The 15,756-nt window shown below is 66.2% G+C and carries 15 protein-coding genes and 1 pseudogene; 11 read left to right on the plus strand and 5 right to left on the minus strand.

From position 1 onward, the window contains the following. Positions 1-6: 6 nt before the first annotated feature. The 9 genes and pseudogenes from AC1G9C_RS02865 to trpC all read left to right on the plus strand — a co-directional run bounded on the left by AC1G9C_RS02865 (position 7) and on the right by trpC (position 9,745). Positions 7-1,155 (plus strand): iron-containing alcohol dehydrogenase, encoded by a 1,149-nt coding sequence (locus AC1G9C_RS02865; protein WP_480409406.1) that lies wholly within the window; start codon positions 7-9, stop codon positions 1,153-1,155. Between the two features lie 78 nt (positions 1,156-1,233). Next, entirely contained in the window at positions 1,234-2,613 is a 1,380-nt protein-coding gene (locus AC1G9C_RS02870; protein ID WP_480409407.1) for a hypothetical protein, read from the plus strand. 55 nt (positions 2,614-2,668) lie between these two features. Beyond that, positions 2,669-4,126, plus strand: a complete 1,458-nt coding sequence (gabD, locus tag AC1G9C_RS02875) for an NADP-dependent succinate-semialdehyde dehydrogenase (RefSeq protein WP_480409408.1) — start codon at positions 2,669-2,671, stop codon at positions 4,124-4,126. A gap of 94 nt (positions 4,127-4,220) precedes the next feature. Continuing rightward, entirely contained in the window at positions 4,221-4,895 is a 675-nt protein-coding gene (gene rpe, locus AC1G9C_RS02880; RefSeq protein ID WP_021445645.1) for a ribulose-phosphate 3-epimerase, read from the plus strand. Continuing rightward, positions 4,892-5,712, plus strand: a pseudogene (locus AC1G9C_RS02885) (phosphoglycolate phosphatase). Before rpe ends, AC1G9C_RS02885 begins: the two are co-directional and overlap by 4 nt. Positions 5,713-5,778: 66 nt before the next feature. Next, positions 5,779-7,257, plus strand: coding sequence for an anthranilate synthase component I (trpE, locus tag AC1G9C_RS02890; RefSeq protein WP_480409409.1), 1,479 nt, complete (start codon positions 5,779-5,781; stop codon positions 7,255-7,257). A 12-nt stretch (positions 7,258-7,269) separates the two neighbouring features. Beyond that, a complete protein-coding gene (locus tag AC1G9C_RS02895) occupies positions 7,270-7,866 on the plus strand; it encodes an aminodeoxychorismate/anthranilate synthase component II (RefSeq protein ID WP_021444357.1) in 597 nt (198 codons plus the stop codon). After that, positions 7,863-8,909, plus strand: a complete 1,047-nt coding sequence (gene trpD, locus AC1G9C_RS02900) for an anthranilate phosphoribosyltransferase (RefSeq protein ID WP_480409410.1) — start codon at positions 7,863-7,865, stop codon at positions 8,907-8,909. Before AC1G9C_RS02895 ends, trpD begins: the two co-directional genes overlap by 4 nt. Next, the gene (trpC, locus tag AC1G9C_RS02905) at positions 8,906-9,745 is read left to right on the plus strand and encodes an indole-3-glycerol phosphate synthase TrpC (protein ID WP_397497800.1); all 840 of its coding nucleotides are present in this window, start codon (positions 8,906-8,908) and stop codon (positions 9,743-9,745) included. The genes trpD and trpC overlap by 4 nt, the downstream gene beginning before the upstream one ends. 57 nt (positions 9,746-9,802) lie before the next feature. Here trpC and crp read toward each other — a convergent pair whose 3' ends face one another. Further along, complete coding sequence (gene crp, locus AC1G9C_RS02910) at positions 9,803-10,447, minus strand: cAMP-activated global transcriptional regulator CRP (RefSeq protein WP_021443133.1); 645 nt, start codon at positions 10,445-10,447, stop codon at positions 9,803-9,805. Positions 10,448-10,682: 235 nt separating this feature from the next. On the opposite strand from crp, the gene AC1G9C_RS02915 reads away from it, so the two are divergent. Then, positions 10,683-11,105, plus strand: coding sequence for an OsmC family protein (locus AC1G9C_RS02915; protein WP_122110129.1), 423 nt, complete (start codon positions 10,683-10,685; stop codon positions 11,103-11,105). Positions 11,106-11,153: 48 nt separating this feature from the next. Here the strand turns inward: AC1G9C_RS02915 and coq7 are convergent, their stop codons facing one another. Continuing rightward, positions 11,154-11,801: a 2-polyprenyl-3-methyl-6-methoxy-1,4-benzoquinone monooxygenase gene (coq7, locus tag AC1G9C_RS02920; protein ID WP_021443135.1), complete on the minus strand. Its 648-nt coding sequence runs from the start codon at positions 11,799-11,801 to the stop codon at positions 11,154-11,156. Positions 11,802-11,886: 85 nt separating this feature from the next. Beyond that, on the minus strand, positions 11,887-12,225 hold the full coding sequence (locus tag AC1G9C_RS02925) for a histidine triad nucleotide-binding protein (RefSeq protein ID WP_480409411.1): 339 nt from the start codon (positions 12,223-12,225) through the stop codon (positions 11,887-11,889). Between the two features lie 90 nt (positions 12,226-12,315). Between AC1G9C_RS02925 and AC1G9C_RS02930 the strand changes: the two genes are divergently transcribed. Next, positions 12,316-13,797 (plus strand): AAA family ATPase, encoded by a 1,482-nt coding sequence (locus tag AC1G9C_RS02930; protein ID WP_480409412.1) that lies wholly within the window; start codon positions 12,316-12,318, stop codon positions 13,795-13,797. Between the two features lie 149 nt (positions 13,798-13,946). Here the strand turns inward: AC1G9C_RS02930 and AC1G9C_RS02935 are convergent, their stop codons facing one another. Together AC1G9C_RS02935 and AC1G9C_RS02940 are read right to left on the minus strand one after the other, a co-directional pair. Next, complete coding sequence (locus tag AC1G9C_RS02935; protein WP_480409413.1) at positions 13,947-14,735, minus strand: SDR family NAD(P)-dependent oxidoreductase; 789 nt, start codon at positions 14,733-14,735, stop codon at positions 13,947-13,949. A gap of 9 nt (positions 14,736-14,744) precedes the next feature. Further along, a complete protein-coding gene (locus AC1G9C_RS02940; protein WP_480409414.1) occupies positions 14,745-15,710 on the minus strand; it encodes a DUF805 domain-containing protein in 966 nt (321 codons plus the stop codon). Between the last annotated feature and the right edge of the window lie 46 nt (positions 15,711-15,756).

A 15,756-nucleotide genomic window follows, 5' to 3' on the forward strand; every position in this document is an offset into this window, starting at 1 on the left:
CTGCTGATGAATACTGCCGCATTCAAGATCGCCAACAAGCTGCTGACCGGCCAGGGTGCCGTGGAGCAACTGGCGGTCGAACTGCCTCGACTGAATATCACCAACCCGCTGATCGTTACCGACGCCATCCTGATCAAGTCCGGTACGGTCGAGCATGTCCTCAAGCAACTCGGCGAGCGCCGCTATGGCATCTATGACGGTGTCGAGCCGGAGCCGGAGATCGCCATCGTCGAAGCCTGCGCCAAGGTCTATCGCGACGGCGGTCACGATGGTCTGATCGGTGTCGGTGGCGGCAGCGCCATCGATATCGCCAAGGCGGTGGCCGGTTACGTCGGTCATGACGGTGCGCTGGAAGAGCTGTTCGGCGTCGATCAGATCAAGCGCAAGGGGCCGCCGCTGATTGCCATCCCGACCACCGCCGGCACCGGTTCGGAAGTGACCAACGTGTCGATCCTCTCCGACAAGCAGGCGCAACTGAAGAAGGGCATCGTCAGCGATTACCTGTTGCCCGACGTCGCCCTGGTCAGCCCGCTGATGACCCTGACCTGTCCGCGCGGCGTGACCGCTGCCAGTGGCGTCGATGCACTGGTACACGCGGTGGAGTCCTACCTGTCGGTCAACGCCTCGCCGATCACCGACGCCCTGGCCATTGGCGCGATCAAGCTGATCGCCAAGGCGCTGCCCAAGGCCTATGCCAACCCGGTGGATCTGGTCGCTCGCGAAGACATGGCTACAGCCAGCCTCATGGCCGGCATGGCCTTCGGCAATGCCGGCGTGGGCGCCGTGCATGCGCTGGCCTATCCGCTGGGCGGGCGCTTCAACATCGCTCATGGCGTCAGCAATGCCTTGCTGCTGCCCTACGTGATGGCCTGGAACAAGCTGGCCTGCGTCGAGCGCATGGCCGAGATCGCTGCTGCTCTCGGTGTGCAAACGCATGGCCTGAGCGACAAGGCTGCCGCCGACCTGGCCGTCGAGGCCATGGCCGAGCTGTGCGCCAGCGTCGACATTCCCAAGGGCATGCGTAGCTTCGGCGTGCCGGAAGACGCCATCCCGGCCATGGCCGAGGAAGCCAGCAAGATCGACCGCCTGATGCGCAACAATCCGCGGCGCCTGACGGCAGGCGACATCGAGCAGATCTACCGCGCTGCCTACTGATCCACGCAACAACCGATGAACAGCCCCGGCAATGTCGGGACTCGCTGCTTACAACTCTAATAAAGTTGGGTGACTCAAATGTCCGAACTGCATCAGCAAGACCTTGGTGTGGAAGCCCCCTACTGGCCGGTGGGGCCATTCAAGGTGCGTCTGCCTTTCATTCATTACCGCTTCGAAGTCTCCGACTACATGCAGGGCCTGCTCATGTGCGCGGTGGATCTGGCGGCGATTCCACTGATGACCGAATTCCTCGGCATGCCTTTCGAGGTGGCGCTGGCGGTGGTCATGCTCAATGGCCTGCTGTATCTGACCCACCACCTGCTGGGCGACCCCGTGGTTCCGGGCTGGATCACCCCGGCGATTCCTCTGTTGATGGCCTACTGCAGCCAGTTTCCGGAGGGCCCGGAGCGGGTGCATGCGCTGATTGCTTTCCAGTTGATGCTGGGCGCGTTCTCTATAGGGCTGGGCATGACGGGCATGGCGCGCAAGGTGGTGTCCCTGGTGCCCTCTGCGCTCAAGGCCGGCATCATCATGGGCGCCGGCCTCAGCGCGGTGGTGACGGTTTTCAAGGAGGGCGGTCGTTTCGACAGCTTCCCCTGGACCATTTCCATCGCCATCGGCATCGCCTTCTACCTGGTGTTCTCCATCCATTTCCAGGATCTGAAGAAGCGCAACCGCTTCTGGTGGAACTTCGCCAAGCTGGGCATCTTCCCGATCATCCTGCTGGCGGTGATCGTCGCGCCGATTTTCGGCGAGGCACCCTGGCCCAGCATCGAGTGGGGCATCAGCCAGCCGGACTTCGTCACCCTGTGGAACGAGTACACCGTATTCGGCCTCGGCATGCCGCCACTGATGATGTTCGTCACCGCCATTCCCACCGTGTTCGCCGCCTATCTGGTGGTCTTCGGCGACGTGCTCGGCGCCAAGGCGATCCTCGGCGAGGCCGACCATGTACGGCGTGACGAGAAGGTCGACTTCAACCCCAACCGCTCGCACCTGATCTTTGGTGGGCGCAATGCCTTCATGAGCATCTTCGGGCCGGACGTGGCCATGTGTGGCCCGCAATGGTCCGCCATGCAGGTGGTGATCACCGAACGCTTCAAGGGCGGCGCCAAGGCGATGAAGTCCATCTACGGCGGGGTTGGCTCGTTCCGCTGGGGCACCAACACCGGTCTGCTGCTTTTGCCGGTGGTGACGCTGGTGCAGCCGATTCTCGGCGTTGCGCTGGCGCTGACCCTGTTGATTCAGGGCTACGTCAGTGTGCGCCTGGGCATCATGGAAGCACGCAGCCAGCGTGACCTGGGCATCGCCGGGGTGATCGGTGCGGTGCTGGCGATCAAGGGCGCCGGCTGGGCTTTCGCCATCGGCGTCGGTCTGTGCGCGCTGATCTATGGGGCACGGATGTTCCGCGGCGAGAACGACCAGACCTTCACCAAGGACTTGCCGCCCGCCGAGTGAGGCCTTTGCAGTCCCTAATTCAGCCGAGGGGTGATCTCGGCAGCAGGAGAAAATCATGCAACTGAACGATCCCGATCTGCTGCGCCATCAGGCCTATATCGACGGCCAGTGGTGCGACGCCAGCAATGGCGATGTGACTGAAATCTTCAACCCCGCCAACGGCGAGTCGCTGGGCAGCGTGCCGAACATCGGCGGCGCGCAGACCCGCCAGGCCATCGAGGCGGCGCAGGCTGCCCAACCCGCCTGGCGTGCGTTGACGGCCAAGGAGCGGGCCGCGCGGCTGCGCACATGGTACGAGCTGATGCTGGCCAATCAGGAAGATCTGGCGCTGATCATGACGGCCGAGCAGGGCAAGCCCCTGACCGAGGCACGCGGTGAGGTGCTCTACGCCGCGTCGTTCATCGAATGGTTCGCCGAGGAAGCCAAGCGCGTCTACGGCGACACCATTCCCGGTCATCAGCCGGACAAGCGCTTGATCGTGACCAAGGAGCCCATTGGCGTGGCCGCGGCGATCACACCGTGGAACTTCCCGGCGGCGATGATCACCCGCAAGGCCGGTCCGGCCCTGGCTGCTGGCTGCGCCATGGTGCTCAAGCCGGCGCCGCAGACACCCTTCAGCGCCCTGGCGCTGGCGGTGCTGGCCGAGCGTGCGGGCATCCCGGCCGGGCTGTTCAGCGTGCTGCCGGCCGATGCCGAGCGTTCCCGCGAGGTGGGCTCTGAGCTGTGCGCCAACCCCATCGTGCGCAAGCTGTCGTTCACCGGCTCTACCGGCGTCGGCATCAAATTGATGGAGCAATGTGCGCCGACCCTGAAGAAGCTCTCGCTGGAGCTGGGCGGTAATGCGCCGTTCATCGTCTTCGAGGATGCCGATCTCGATGCTGCGGTCGAAGGCGCGCTGGTGGCCAAGTACCGCAATGCCGGGCAGACCTGCGTCTGCGCCAATCGCCTGTATGTGCACGAGGCCGTCTACGACGCCTTTGCCGAAAAACTGGCCGCTGCTGTGGCCAAACTGCGGGTTGGTCCGGGTGATGAAGCAGGCGTCGTCATTGGCCCGTTGATCGACGGCAATGCCGTGGCCAAGGTGCAGGCTCATCTGGCCGATGCGCTGGAGAAGGGCGCCACGGTGCTGCAGGGCGGCAAGGCACATGCGTTGGGCGGGCATTTCTTCGAGCCCACGGTTATCGCCGGTGTCACCGCAGATATGCGCGTGGCCCGCGAAGAGACCTTCGGCCCGCTGGCGCCACTGTTCCGTTTCAGTGACGAGGCCGAAGTGGTGCGTCAGGCCAACGACACCGAGTTCGGTCTGGCTGGCTACTTCTATACCCGCGATCTGGGGCGCACCTTCCGTGTGGCCGAAGCGCTGGAGTACGGCATGGTCGGTATCAATACCGGCTTGATCTCCAACGAAGTGGCGCCCTTCGGGGGTATGAAGGCTTCGGGGCTCGGCCGCGAAGGCTCCAAGTACGGCCTGGATGAGTATCTGGAGATCAAGTATCTCTGCCTGGGTATCTGAGTCACTTTGGCGCGCCACCGCCTGGTGGCGCTGCCAGCGGCCGTCTCAACCGTTACAATGCGCGCCACCGTGATTCAGCACTCAGAGGTGCGCCATGCAACCCTTCGCCATCGCCCCGTCGATCCTCTCCGCCGACTTCGCCCGCCTGGGCGAGGAAGTCGACAACGTGCTTGCCGCCGGGGCGGACATCGTTCACTTCGACGTGATGGACAACCACTACGTGCCCAACCTGACCATCGGCCCGATGGTCTGCGCGGCGCTGCGCAAGTACGGCATCACCGCGCCGATCGACGCGCACCTGATGGTCAAGCCGGTGGATCGCATCATCGGCGACTTCATCGAGGCCGGCGCCAGTTACATCACCTTCCACCCGGAAGCGTCCGAGCACATCGACCGCTCGCTGCAGCTGATCAAGGCCGGCGGCGCCAAGGCCGGTCTGGTATTCAACCCGGCCACCCCGCTGGACGTGCTCAAGTACGTGATGGACAAGGTCGACATGATCCTCTTGATGAGCGTCAACCCCGGCTTCGGCGGGCAGAAGTTCATCCCCGCCACCCTGGATAAACTCAAAGAGGCGCGCGCGCTGATCGATGCCAGCGGCCGCGAGATCCGCCTGGAGATCGACGGCGGGGTCAACGTGCAGAACATCCGCGAGATCGCTGCGGCGGGCGCCGACACCTTCGTCGCCGGCTCGGCGATCTTCAACCAGCCGGACTACAAGGCCGTGATCGACGCCATGCGCGCCGAACTGGCCCAGGTGCGCGGATGAAACCGTTGCGCGCGCTGTGCCGCGGCGAGCTGCCGCGCCTGGTGATGTTCGACCTGGACGGCACCCTGGTGGATTCGGTGCCGGACCTGGCCGCGGCGGTCGACCGCATGCTGCTGGAGCTGGGCCGCGAGCCGGCCGGCGTCGACCGCGTGCGCGACTGGGTCGGCAACGGCGCGCGGGTGCTGGTGCGCCGTGCCCTGGCCGGCGGCCTGGAGCATGCGGCGGTGAGCGAGGCCGAAGCGGACGCCGCGCTGGCGCGCTTTCTCGATATCTACACCGACTGCCACCAGCTGACCGCGCTCTATCCGGGCGTGCACGAGCTGCTCGAGGCGCTGAGCACGGCGGCGGTGGAGCTGGCGGTAGTGACCAACAAGCCGGAGCGCTTCGTTGCGCCGCTGCTGGAGCAGGTCGGCCTGGGCGGCTACTTTCGCTGGATAGTCGGCGGTGACACCCTGCCGCAGCAGAAGCCGGACCCGGCCGCGCTGTTGCAGGTGATGCGTCTGGCCGGCGTCAACGCGGCGCAGGCGCTGTTCGTCGGCGACTCGCGCAACGACGTGCTGGCGGCGCGCGCCGCCGGCGTGCCCTGCGTGGCGGTGAGCTACGGTTACAACCACGGTCGGCCGATTGCCGAGGAACAGCCGAGTCTGGTGGTCGATAGCCTGGCCGCGCTGCTCTGACGGTTGCTTAGGCCGAGCGGCTGCGCTACCGTGGCCGCTCTCCTTATTCCCCCGCCTGTCGAGATCGCACCGTGGTGGTCAGCTGCAAACTCTGGATGAAAGTGATCAAGGCCCTGGCCCGTTGGCGCTGGCGCGCCTGATTTCGTCCGGTCGCCGCGCGCGACCCGTTTGCACCCGACCGTTTTCCCCGAGCCATGAGGCTGATCATGACCCATGAAGAATTCCTGCGTTTAGCCGCCGAAGGCTACAACCGCATCCCCCTGGCCTGCGAAACCCTGGTGGATTTCGACACGCCGCTGTCGATCTACCTGAAACTGGCCGATGCGCCCAACTCCTACCTGCTGGAATCCGTGCAGGGCGGCGAGAAGTGGGGGCGTTACTCGATCATCGGCCTGCCGGCGCGCACCGTATTGCGCGTGCATGGCCACGACATCCTGGTCAGCACCGACGGCGTCGAGGTCGAGCGTCAGCAGAGTGCCGATCCGCTGGCCTTCGTCGAGCAGTTCAAGGCGCGCTACAAGGTGCCGACCATTGCCGGTCTGCCGCGTTTTAACGGCGGTCTGGTCGGCTACTTCGGCTACGACAGCGTGCGCTACGTCGAGCAGAAGCTGGCCAGTTGCCCCAACCCCGATCCGCTGGGCACGCCGGATATCCTGCTGATGGTCTCCGACGCCGTGGTGGTGTTCGACAACCTGGCCGGCAAGATGCACGCCATCGTCCTCGCCGATCCGGCTCAGCCTGACGCCTTCGCGCAGGGCCAGGCGCGCCTGGGCGAGATCCTGCGCCAGCTGCGCCAGCCGATCACCCCGCGTCTGGGCGTCGATCTCGGCGCACCGCCCGGCGCCGAGCCGGCGTTTCGTTCCAGTTACAGCCGTGACGACTACGAGGCGGCGGTCAGCGCGATCAAGGAATACATCCTCGCCGGCGACTGCATGCAGGTGGTGATCTCCCAGCGCATGTCGATCCCGTTCAAGGCCGCGCCCATCGACCTGTACCGCGCGCTGCGCTGCATCAACCCGACGCCCTACATGTACTTCTTCAACTTCGGCGACTTCCACGTGGTCGGCTCCTCGCCGGAGGTACTGGTGCGGGTCGAGGACGGCCTGGTCACCGTGCGCCCGATCGCCGGCACCCGCCCGCGCGGCGCCAATGAAGAAGCCGACCTGGCGCTGGAAGAGGACCTGCTGTCCGACGCCAAGGAGATCGCCGAGCACCTGATGCTGATCGACCTGGGCCGCAACGACACCGGCCGCGTGTCGCAGATCGGCTCGGTCAAGCTCACCGAGAAGATGGTCATCGAGCGCTATTCCAACGTCATGCATATCGTCTCCAACGTCACCGGCCAGCTCAAACCCGAGCTGTCGGCGATGGATGCGCTGCGCGCCATCCTGCCGGCCGGCACCCTGTCCGGGGCGCCGAAGATCCGCGCCATGCAGATCATCGACGAGCTGGAGCCGGTCAAGCGCGGCGTCTACGGCGGCGCGGTCGGCTACTACGCGTGGAACGGCAATATGGACACCGCCATCGCCATTCGCACCGCGGTGATCAAGGACGGCGAGCTGCACGTGCAGGCCGGTGCCGGCATCGTCGCCGACTCGGTGCCCGCCCTGGAGTGGGAAGAAACCCTGAACAAGCGCCGCGCCATGTTCCGCGCCGTCGCCCTTGCCGAACAGACCGCCGAATAAGGGGAGCGTGACATGCTGCTGATGATTGATAACTACGACTCCTTCACCTACAACGTGGTGCAGTACCTCGGCGAGCTGGGTGCCGAGGTGCACGTGATCCGCAACGACGAGCTGACCATTGCCGAGATCGAGGCGTTGCAGCCCGAGCGCATCGTGGTCTCGCCCGGTCCCTGTACGCCGACCGAGGCGGGTGTGTCCATCGAAGCCATCCTGCATTTCGCCGGCAAGCTGCCGATTCTCGGCGTCTGCCTCGGCCACCAGAGCATCGGCCAGGCCTACGGCGGCGACGTGGTGCGCGCGCGCCAGGTGATGCACGGCAAGACCAGCCCGGTGTTCCACCAGGACAAGGGCGTGTTCGCCGGCCTCAACAAGCCGCTCACCGTGACCCGCTATCATTCCTTGGTGGTCAAGCGCGAAACCCTGCCGGACTGCCTGGAAATCACCGCCTGGACCCAGCATGACGACGGCTCGGTCGACGAGATCATGGGCCTGCGCCACAAGACCCTGAACATCGAGGGCGTGCAGTTCCACCCCGAGTCCATCCTCACCGAGCAGGGCCACGAACTGTTCGCCAACTTCCTCAAGCAGACCGGAGGCGTGCGCGCATGAATATCAAGGAAGCCTTGGGCCGCATCGTCGCCCAGCTCGACCTGAGCACCGAGGAAATGCAGGACGTGATGCGCGAGATCATGACCGGGCAGTGCACCGACGCGCAGATCGGCGCCTTCCTCATGGGCATGCGCATGAAGAGCGAGACCATCGACGAGATCGTCGGCGCCGCCAGCGTCATGCGTGAGCTGGCCGCGCCGGTGGTGATCGACGCCGAACGCCTGGTCGACACCTGCGGCACCGGCGGCGACGGCATGAACATCTTCAACGTCTCCACCGCCGCGGCCTTCGTCGTCGCCGCGGCCGGCGGCAAGGTGGCCAAGCACGGCAATCGCGCGGTCTCCGGCAAGAGCGGCAGCGCCGATCTGCTGGAAGCCGCCGGCGTCTACCTGGGGCTCAAGCCGGAGCAGGTGGCGCGCTGTGTCGAAGGCGTGGGCGTCGGTTTCATGTTCGCCCCGTCCCATCACGGGGCGATGAAGCACGCCATCGGTCCGCGTCGCGAGCTGGGCCTGCGCACCCTGTTCAATATGCTCGGCCCGATGACCAACCCCGCGGGCGCCAGGCATCAGGTCATCGGCGTGTTCAGCCAGGCGCTGTGCCGGCCGATGGCCGAGGTGCTGCAGCGTCTGGGCAGCCAGCACGTGCTGGTGGTGCACGCGCAGGACGGCTTGGACGAGATCAGCCTGGCCGCGCCGACCTTCGTCGCCGAGCTCAAGGACGGCGTGGTCAGCGAGTACCGCATCCAGCCCGAGGACTTCGGCATCAAGAGCCAGAGCCTGATCGGTCTGACCGTGGAGGGCGCCGAGCAGTCGCTGGAGCTGATCCGCGATGCGCTGGGTCGGCGCAAGACCGGCAACGGCCAGAAGGCCGCCGACATGATAGTGCTCAACGCCGGCGCCGCGCTCTACGCCGCCGACCATGCCAGCAGCCTGCGCGAAGGTATGCAGCTGGCTCACGACGCCCTGCACACCGGGCTGGCGCGGGAGAAGCTGGAGGAGCTGGTGTCCTTTACCGCAGTATTCAAACAGGAGAACGAAGGGTGAGCGTGCCAACCGTACTGGAGAAGATCGTCGCCCGTAAGTTCGAGGAAGTGGCGGCGCGTCGCGCCCAGGTCAGTTTCGCCGAGATCGAGCGCGCCGCGCGTAGCGCCGATGCGCCGCGTGGCTTCGCTCGCGCGCTGCTCGAGCAGGCCGCGCGCAAGCAGCCGGCGGTGATCGCCGAGATCAAGAAGGCCTCGCCGAGCAAGGGCGTGTTGCGCGCCGACTTCGTGCCGGCCGATATCGCCCGCAGCTACGAGGCCGGCGGCGCCACCTGCCTGTCGGTGCTCACCGATATCGACTTCTTCCAGGGCGCCGATGCGTACCTGCAGCAGGCCCGCGCGGCCTGTGCGCTGCCGGTGATCCGCAAGGACTTTATGGTCGATCCCTACCAGATCGTCGAGGCCCGCGCCCTCGGCGCCGACTGCGTGCTGCTGATCGTCGCCTGCCTGGACGACGGACGCATGGCCGAGCTGGCCGCGGTGGCCAAGGACGTCGGCCTCGACGTGCTGGTCGAGGTGCATGACGGCGACGAGCTGGAACGCGCGCTGAAGACCCTGGACACGCCGCTGGTGGGCATCAACAACCGCAACCTGCATAGCTTCGAGGTGTCCCTGGAAACCACCCTGGACCTGCTGCCGCGCATTCCGCGCGAGCGCCTGGTGGTGACCGAGAGCGGCATTCTCAACCGCGCCGACGTCGAGCTGATGGAGATCAACGAGGTCTACGCCTTCCTGGTCGGTGAGGCCTTTATGCGCGCCGAGAGCCCGGGCGGCGAACTGCAGCGCCTGTTCTTTCCCGAACGCGGGCGGCCGGCGGTGATCGGCAAGGATCCCGATTGACACCCGCGCGTATAAAAAAGCCGGCATCCCTGCCGGCTTTTTTATACGCGCTGTTTATCAGCGGGTGCCGAAGACCACCATGGTCTTGCCCTTGACGTGAACCAGGCCCTGTTCCTCCAGGGCCTTGAGCACGCGGCCGACCATCTCGCGCGAACAGCCGACGATGCGGCCGATCTCCTGGCGGGTGATCTTGATCTGCATGCCGTCCGGGTGGGTCATGGCGTCGGGCTGCTTGCACAGGTCGAGCAGGGTGCGGGCGACGCGGCCGGTGACGTCGAGAAAGGCCAGGTCGCCGACCTTGCGCGTGGTGTTGCGCAGGCGTTCGGCCATCTGGCTGCCTAGGGCGTAGAGGATGTCCGGATCCTGCTGGGTCAGTTCGCGGAACTTGGCGTAGCTCAGCTCCGCCACTTCACATTCGGTCTTGGCGCGTACCCAGGCGCTGCGTTCCTTCTCCGCGCCGTCCTTCTCGAACAGGCCCATCTCGCCGAAGAAGTCGCCGGCGTTGAGGTAGGCGATGATCATTTCGCGGCCATCGTCGTCTTCGATCAGGATGGTGACCGAGCCCTTGACGATGAAGAACAGGGTTTCGCAGCGGTCGCCCGCATAGATGATGGTGCTTTTCGCCGTGTAGCGGCGGCGGTGACAGTGTGCGAGGAGCTTGTCGAGGTTCTTGATTTTAGGTGTAAGGGTAATAGCGACCATGCCCGAGTCCCGAATATAAAAAAGATAAGCCTTTGTCCAACAGGCAATTTCTTATTGGTTATCCGTACCAGTGTGCCAGCAATCCGGCGCCAGCTTAACAGACATACTATGACCAGGGCGTTTTTTGCGACCTGGCTAACATAACGCCGGGGAACTTTAGCGCACTGGTCGCCCATCGGTTCGCTCGGCGCCTGTGCTAACCTGCGAACCTTTGCAACCGAGGGAGTCTGGATCGATGAAAGCGCGTGTGCAGTGGGCCGGCGAAGCCCTATTTCTCGGCGAGTCCGGCAGCGGCCATGCCGTGGTGATGGACGGTCCGCCGGAAGCCGGTGGGCGCAATCTGGGCATTCGCCCGATGGAGATGCTGCTGGTCGGCCTCGGCGGTTGCAGCAACTTCGACGTGGTCAGCATCCTGCGCAAGTCGCGCCAGCCGGTGGAGAGCTGCGAGGTGTTCCTCGACGCCGAGCGCGCCGGCGAGGAGCCCAAGGTGTTCACCAAGATCCACCTGCATTTCGTGGTCAAGGGCCGCGGGTTGAAAGAGGCCCAGGTCAAGCGCGCGGTGGAGCTGTCGGCGGAGAAGTACTGCTCGGCCTCGATCATGCTCGGCCGTGCCGGGGTGGCTATCAGCCATGACTACGAAATCATCGAGCTGGGCTGAATCGCTTCGCTGCAAACGACAGGGGCGCCAATCGGCGCCCTTGTTCGTTCAGATGCGATAGGTGCTCTTGGTCATCACCTTGGACAGCAGGGTCATGCCCAGCTTGACCGGTGCGGGAAAACGCAGGCCGCCGGCATCCAGGGCGCTGTCGGCGTGCTGCTGCTCGTCGATGCGCATCTGCTGGAGAATCGCCCGCGACTTGGCGTCGCGCTCGGGAATCTGCTCCAGATGCTCGTCCAGGTGCTTGCACACCTGATCCTCGGTGGCGGCGACGAAGCCCAGGCTGACCTTGTCGCTGACCAGCCCGGCCACCGCGCCGACGCCGAACGACAGGCCGTAGAACAGCGGGTTGAGCAGGCTCGGCTGGCTGCCGAGCTCGCGGATACGCTGCTCGCACCAGGCCAGGTGATCGATCTCCTCATCGGCGGCCTGCTCCATAGCGCTGCGCACCTGCGGCAGCTTGGCGGTCAGCGCCTGACCCTGGTACAGCGCCTGGGCGCAGACCTCGCCGGTATGGTTGATGCGCATCAGCCCGGCGATATGGCGGGTTTCCTCGCTGGACAGCTCGGCCTCGTTCTCCACGATGGCCGGCGAGGGACGGCTCGAGGCGCCGCTGAACGGCAGCAGGGTGCGCAGGGCGGCATCGGCCTGCAGCAGCAGGCGGTCGACTGGGGAGTACTGGCGTTCGCTGGCCATGGGGCACCTCCGGGGAACACGAAGGCGCCAGTTTACTGCAAAGCGCGGCGGTGAGTGCGCCTCGCCGCCGCGACCGACTGGCGCATCAGCCCGGCGGCCAGTGCAGCTGGCGCTGGCCGAGCACGTGCATATGGATGTGGCCGACGGTCTGTCCGCCCAGCTCGTTGCAGTTCATCACCAGGCGAAAGCCCTTGGCGCAGCCCTGCTCGCTGGCCAGCTGCTGGGCGGTGTACAGCAGGTGGCCGGCCAGCGCCTTGTCGGATTCGGTGAGGTCGGTGAGGGTGGCGATGTGGCGCTTGGGGATCACCAGAAAATGCACCGGCGCCTGCGGGCCGATATCGTGGAAGGCGACGAGCTGATCGTCCTCGTAGAGCTTGCGCGCCGGAATCTCACCGGCGACGATCTTGCAGAACAGGCAGTCCATGGGCAGGCTCCCGAGCCATTGCTGGAAGCCCTGAGTTTAATCGCGTGCGCCAAGGCCGGCCAATCGGCGGCGCGCCCACAAGGAGCGGCGGTGAAGAACGATATCCACGATCTCGGCCTGGTGCTGGATTCCAAGGTCAAGCTGGTCGTCATCGAGTCCTGGGACGAGCTGCGCGTGCTGGAAACCCTGACCAGCCTGGCGGTCAAACGCGGCCTCGGCCTGCACACCTGGTCGGTGACCGAGGGCCTGCAGCGCCTGGGTTTCGGCGGCGCGCCGCTGGGCGAGGAGGCGAGCCTGGAGCCGGAGGCGGCGTTGAAGCTGATCAAGGCCGATCAGCAGCCGAACCTCTACGTGATGTGCGACCTGCATCCGTATCTGCAGGACAATCCCCGGCTGGTGCGCCTGCTCAAGGAGATCGCCATGAGCGAGGCGGCGCACAAGCCGACCCTGGTGCTGGTGTCCCACGCGCTCAGGCTGCCGGCCGAGGTGCAGCGCCATGCCGCGCGCTTCAGCCTGGCATTACCGTCGGAAGACGAGCTGCTGAGCATCGTCCGCGACGAGGCCACGCGCTGGAGCGAGCGCAACCGCGGCGCGCGGGTGCGCACCGACAACCGCACCCTGCAGCAGGTGGTGAAGAACCTGCGCGGCCTCAGCCACGCCGAGGCGCGGGCGCTGGCGCGCAACGTGATCTGTGACGACGGCGCGATCACCCAGGAAGACATCCCCGAACTGAACAAGACCAAGTTCCAGCTCCTGGATCTGGAGGGTGTGCTCAGTTTCGAGTACGACACCGCGCGCTTCGCCGACGTCGGCGGCCTGCTCAACCTCAAGCGCTGGCTGGCCGAGCGCCAGGTCGGCTTTCTCGAGGGTAAGGGTGTCGATGCGCCCAAGGGGGTGTTGCTGGTCGGCGTGCAGGGTGGCGGCAAGAGCCTGGCGGCCAAGGCGGTGGCCGGGCTCTGGGGCCTGCCGTTGCTGCGCCTGGATTTCGCCTGCCTGTACAACAAGTTCTTCGGCGAGACCGAGCGCAACCTGCGCGAGGCGCTGCGTCTGGCCGAGCAGATGGCGCCCTGCGTGCTGTGGATGGACGAGGTGGAGAAGGGCCTGGCCAGCGGCGACCACGACGGCGGCGTCAGCCAGCGCGTGCTCGGCACCCTGCTGACCTGGATGGCCGAGCGCAAGGCGCCGGTGTTCGTCGTCGCCACCGCCAACGCCATCGACCGCCTGCCGCCGGAGCTGGTGCGCAAGGGCCGCTTCGACGAGCTGTTCTTCGTCGACCTGCCCGCTGCCGAGGTGCGCGCGGAGATCTTCCGCATCCACCTGCAGCGCCGCGAGCTGGAGCCTGGCGCCTTCGACCTGGCGCAGCTGGCCGCGGCCAGCGCGGGCTTTTCCGGGGCGGAGATCGAGCAGGCGGTGGTCAGCGCCCTGTATGCCGCTCAGGCGCAGCAGCAGGCAGTGGATCAGGCGCTGCTGCTGCGCGCGCTGCAAGGCACGGCGCCGCTGTCGGTGGTGATGGCCGAGCAGCTCGCGGCGCTGCGCGGCTGGGCTGAGGGGCGCACGGTCAACGCCGGCTGAGAACCTGCTCACGATCTGCTGCGCGTCGGCTAAACGGCGTTGAAAACAGCCTCGGAATGCTCATTTACTTTCGTAAACTCCGCTTCCTCGGCCGCTTTCGCCGCGGTTTATCTCTAGCTCGCGAGATCGGGAGCAGGTTCTGGGGCTGCTCAACCGCGGGTGAAGGGCCGGGTCAGCCGCCCGCTGAGTTTGCGCACCAGCCAGCGCGGCGCCAGGCGTGGGCTCAGCGCCAGCAGCCGGTTGCGCCAGCCGGGGACGATGATGGCGCGGTTCTTCTCCAGCGCGCGCACCGCGAGCAGCGCCACTTCCTCGGCGCTCATCAGCAGCTTGCTGGCGTCCAGGCGGGCGGCGTTCATCTGCGCACTGCGGAAGAAGGCGCTGCGCGTCGGCCCCGGGCACAGCACGGAGACGCGCACGCCGTGCTCGCGCAGCTCTTCGCGCAGCGCCTCGGAGAAATGCAGCACATAGGCCTTGCTGGCGTAGTAGCTGCTCATCCAGGGGCCTGGCTGGAAGGCGGCGATCGAGGCGACGTTGAGGATCTGCCCTCCGCCCTGTTCGGCCATGCGCTGGCCGATGGCGTGGCACAGCCGGGTCAGGGCCAGTACGTTGACTTCCAGCTGTTCCAGCTCGCGGCCCCAGTCCTGTTCGAGGAAGGGCCCGGCGCAGCCGAGGCCGGCGTTGTTCACCAGCAGGTCGATGCGCCACTGGCCCTGTTCCAGTTCGAGCAGCAGGCCGGACAGTTGCAGCGGTTCGCTGAGGTCGCAGAGGCGAAACAGCACCTCGACGCCGAAGCGCTGGGCCAGCTCGCAGGCGATGCTTTCCAGGGCGTCGCGGCGCCGCGCCACCAGGATCAGGTTGCGCCCGCGGCGCGCCAGGGCTTCGGCCAGGGCCAGGCCGATGCCGCTGGAGGCGCCGGTGATCAGTGCATAACTGGGCATGGCGCGGGGTCACTGTCCCTGCATTTCGGCGGCGCGCTCGACGTAGCTCTGGTACTGCGGAATGGCGATGGCGGCGAGGATGCCGCTAATCGGCACCAGCAGGCACAACCAGGCCAGCAGCTTGACCGCCGTGCTGTTGGGCGGCGGCGGCGGGCCGAAGCGGTTGACTCCCTGGTTGCCGGGAACGATGAACATCAGCAGGGCGAACACGCCGCCGACCAGAGGGATGAAGTTGATCAGCCACAGCCAGCCGGACCAGCCGATATCGTGCAGGCGCTGCACGCCGAAGCAGATACTCAGCACCATCATGGCCAGGCCGGCGGCCACCAGCAGCACCATGCCCAGGGCATCGGACAGCGCGGCGGCGCCCATGCCCAGCAGCAGCACCGGCAGCGCGCAGAGGAACATGGCCATGCTCCAGCCCAGGTAGCGCACGCGGCCGATCCGGCCGTTGACGCCGAATGCCTTGAGCTCGCCGAATTGCGGCAGTTGCTCGGCGACGTCGGCCTGCGGGGGCGCGTAGGGCGAGGCGCTGGCGGGGGCCGGCGTCGGCTGGCTCATGGCGCTCAGCTGCGCCTGACGGGCGAGGAACTTCTCGACGATGATGCCGCAGGCCGCGCACTCGTCCGCCTGGGGTTGTTGATGGCCGCACTTGGGACAGCTCATGCCGGCGGCGGTATCGGCTGGTGCGGCATCCGTCTCGGCGTGGTCGTCGGTCGGCACCAGGCTCATGCTGGCGGCCTGGTCCAGCTCCTTGCGCACCTTGGCGCCGGCCTTGTGCAGGGCGCTGAGGTACTGGTTGGCCTCGTTTTCCCCGAGGTCGCGCTTGAGGGCCACCTGGGCGCCGCTGAACAGGGCGTTGATGCGCGCCATATCGCTCTTGAACAGGCGAGCGAGGTTGTCCTTCACCGACTCCAGCGTCATCTCGGGCATCAGTTCGCCGTCGAACACTATCTTGTAGCGCGGTTGATTCATGCGAGCTTCCTTGTCTGCGGGAAGTGGAGGTGAGCTAAGCCTAGAG

Source organism: Pseudomonas sp. ABa2 (assembly GCF_056676075.1).

Excerpts from the sequence above, each read along its gene's own strand:
- AC1G9C_RS02865 (WP_480409406.1), top strand. The coding sequence starts at position 7 with ATGAATACTGCCGCATTCAAGATCGCCAACAAGCTGCTGACCGGCCAG.
- AC1G9C_RS02870 (WP_480409407.1), top strand. The coding sequence starts at position 1,234 with ATGTCCGAACTGCATCAGCAAGACCTTGGTGTGGAAGCCCCCTACTGG.
- gabD (WP_480409408.1), top strand. The coding sequence starts at position 2,669 with ATGCAACTGAACGATCCCGATCTGCTGCGCCATCAGGCCTATATCGAC.
- rpe (WP_021445645.1), top strand. The coding sequence starts at position 4,221 with ATGCAACCCTTCGCCATCGCCCCGTCGATCCTCTCCGCCGACTTCGCC.
- trpE (WP_480409409.1), top strand. The coding sequence starts at position 5,779 with ATGACCCATGAAGAATTCCTGCGTTTAGCCGCCGAAGGCTACAACCGC.
- AC1G9C_RS02895 (WP_021444357.1), top strand. The coding sequence starts at position 7,270 with ATGCTGCTGATGATTGATAACTACGACTCCTTCACCTACAACGTGGTG.
- trpD (WP_480409410.1), top strand. The coding sequence starts at position 7,863 with ATGAATATCAAGGAAGCCTTGGGCCGCATCGTCGCCCAGCTCGACCTG.
- crp (WP_021443133.1), bottom strand. The coding sequence starts at position 10,447 with ATGGTCGCTATTACCCTTACACCTAAAATCAAGAACCTCGACAAGCTC.
- AC1G9C_RS02915 (WP_122110129.1), top strand. The coding sequence starts at position 10,683 with ATGAAAGCGCGTGTGCAGTGGGCCGGCGAAGCCCTATTTCTCGGCGAG.
- coq7 (WP_021443135.1), bottom strand. The coding sequence starts at position 11,801 with ATGGCCAGCGAACGCCAGTACTCCCCAGTCGACCGCCTGCTGCTGCAG.
- AC1G9C_RS02925 (WP_480409411.1), bottom strand. The coding sequence starts at position 12,225 with ATGGACTGCCTGTTCTGCAAGATCGTCGCCGGTGAGATTCCGGCGCGC.
- AC1G9C_RS02935 (WP_480409413.1), bottom strand. The coding sequence starts at position 14,735 with ATGCCCAGTTATGCACTGATCACCGGCGCCTCCAGCGGCATCGGCCTG.
- AC1G9C_RS02940 (WP_480409414.1), bottom strand. The coding sequence starts at position 15,710 with ATGAATCAACCGCGCTACAAGATAGTGTTCGACGGCGAACTGATGCCC.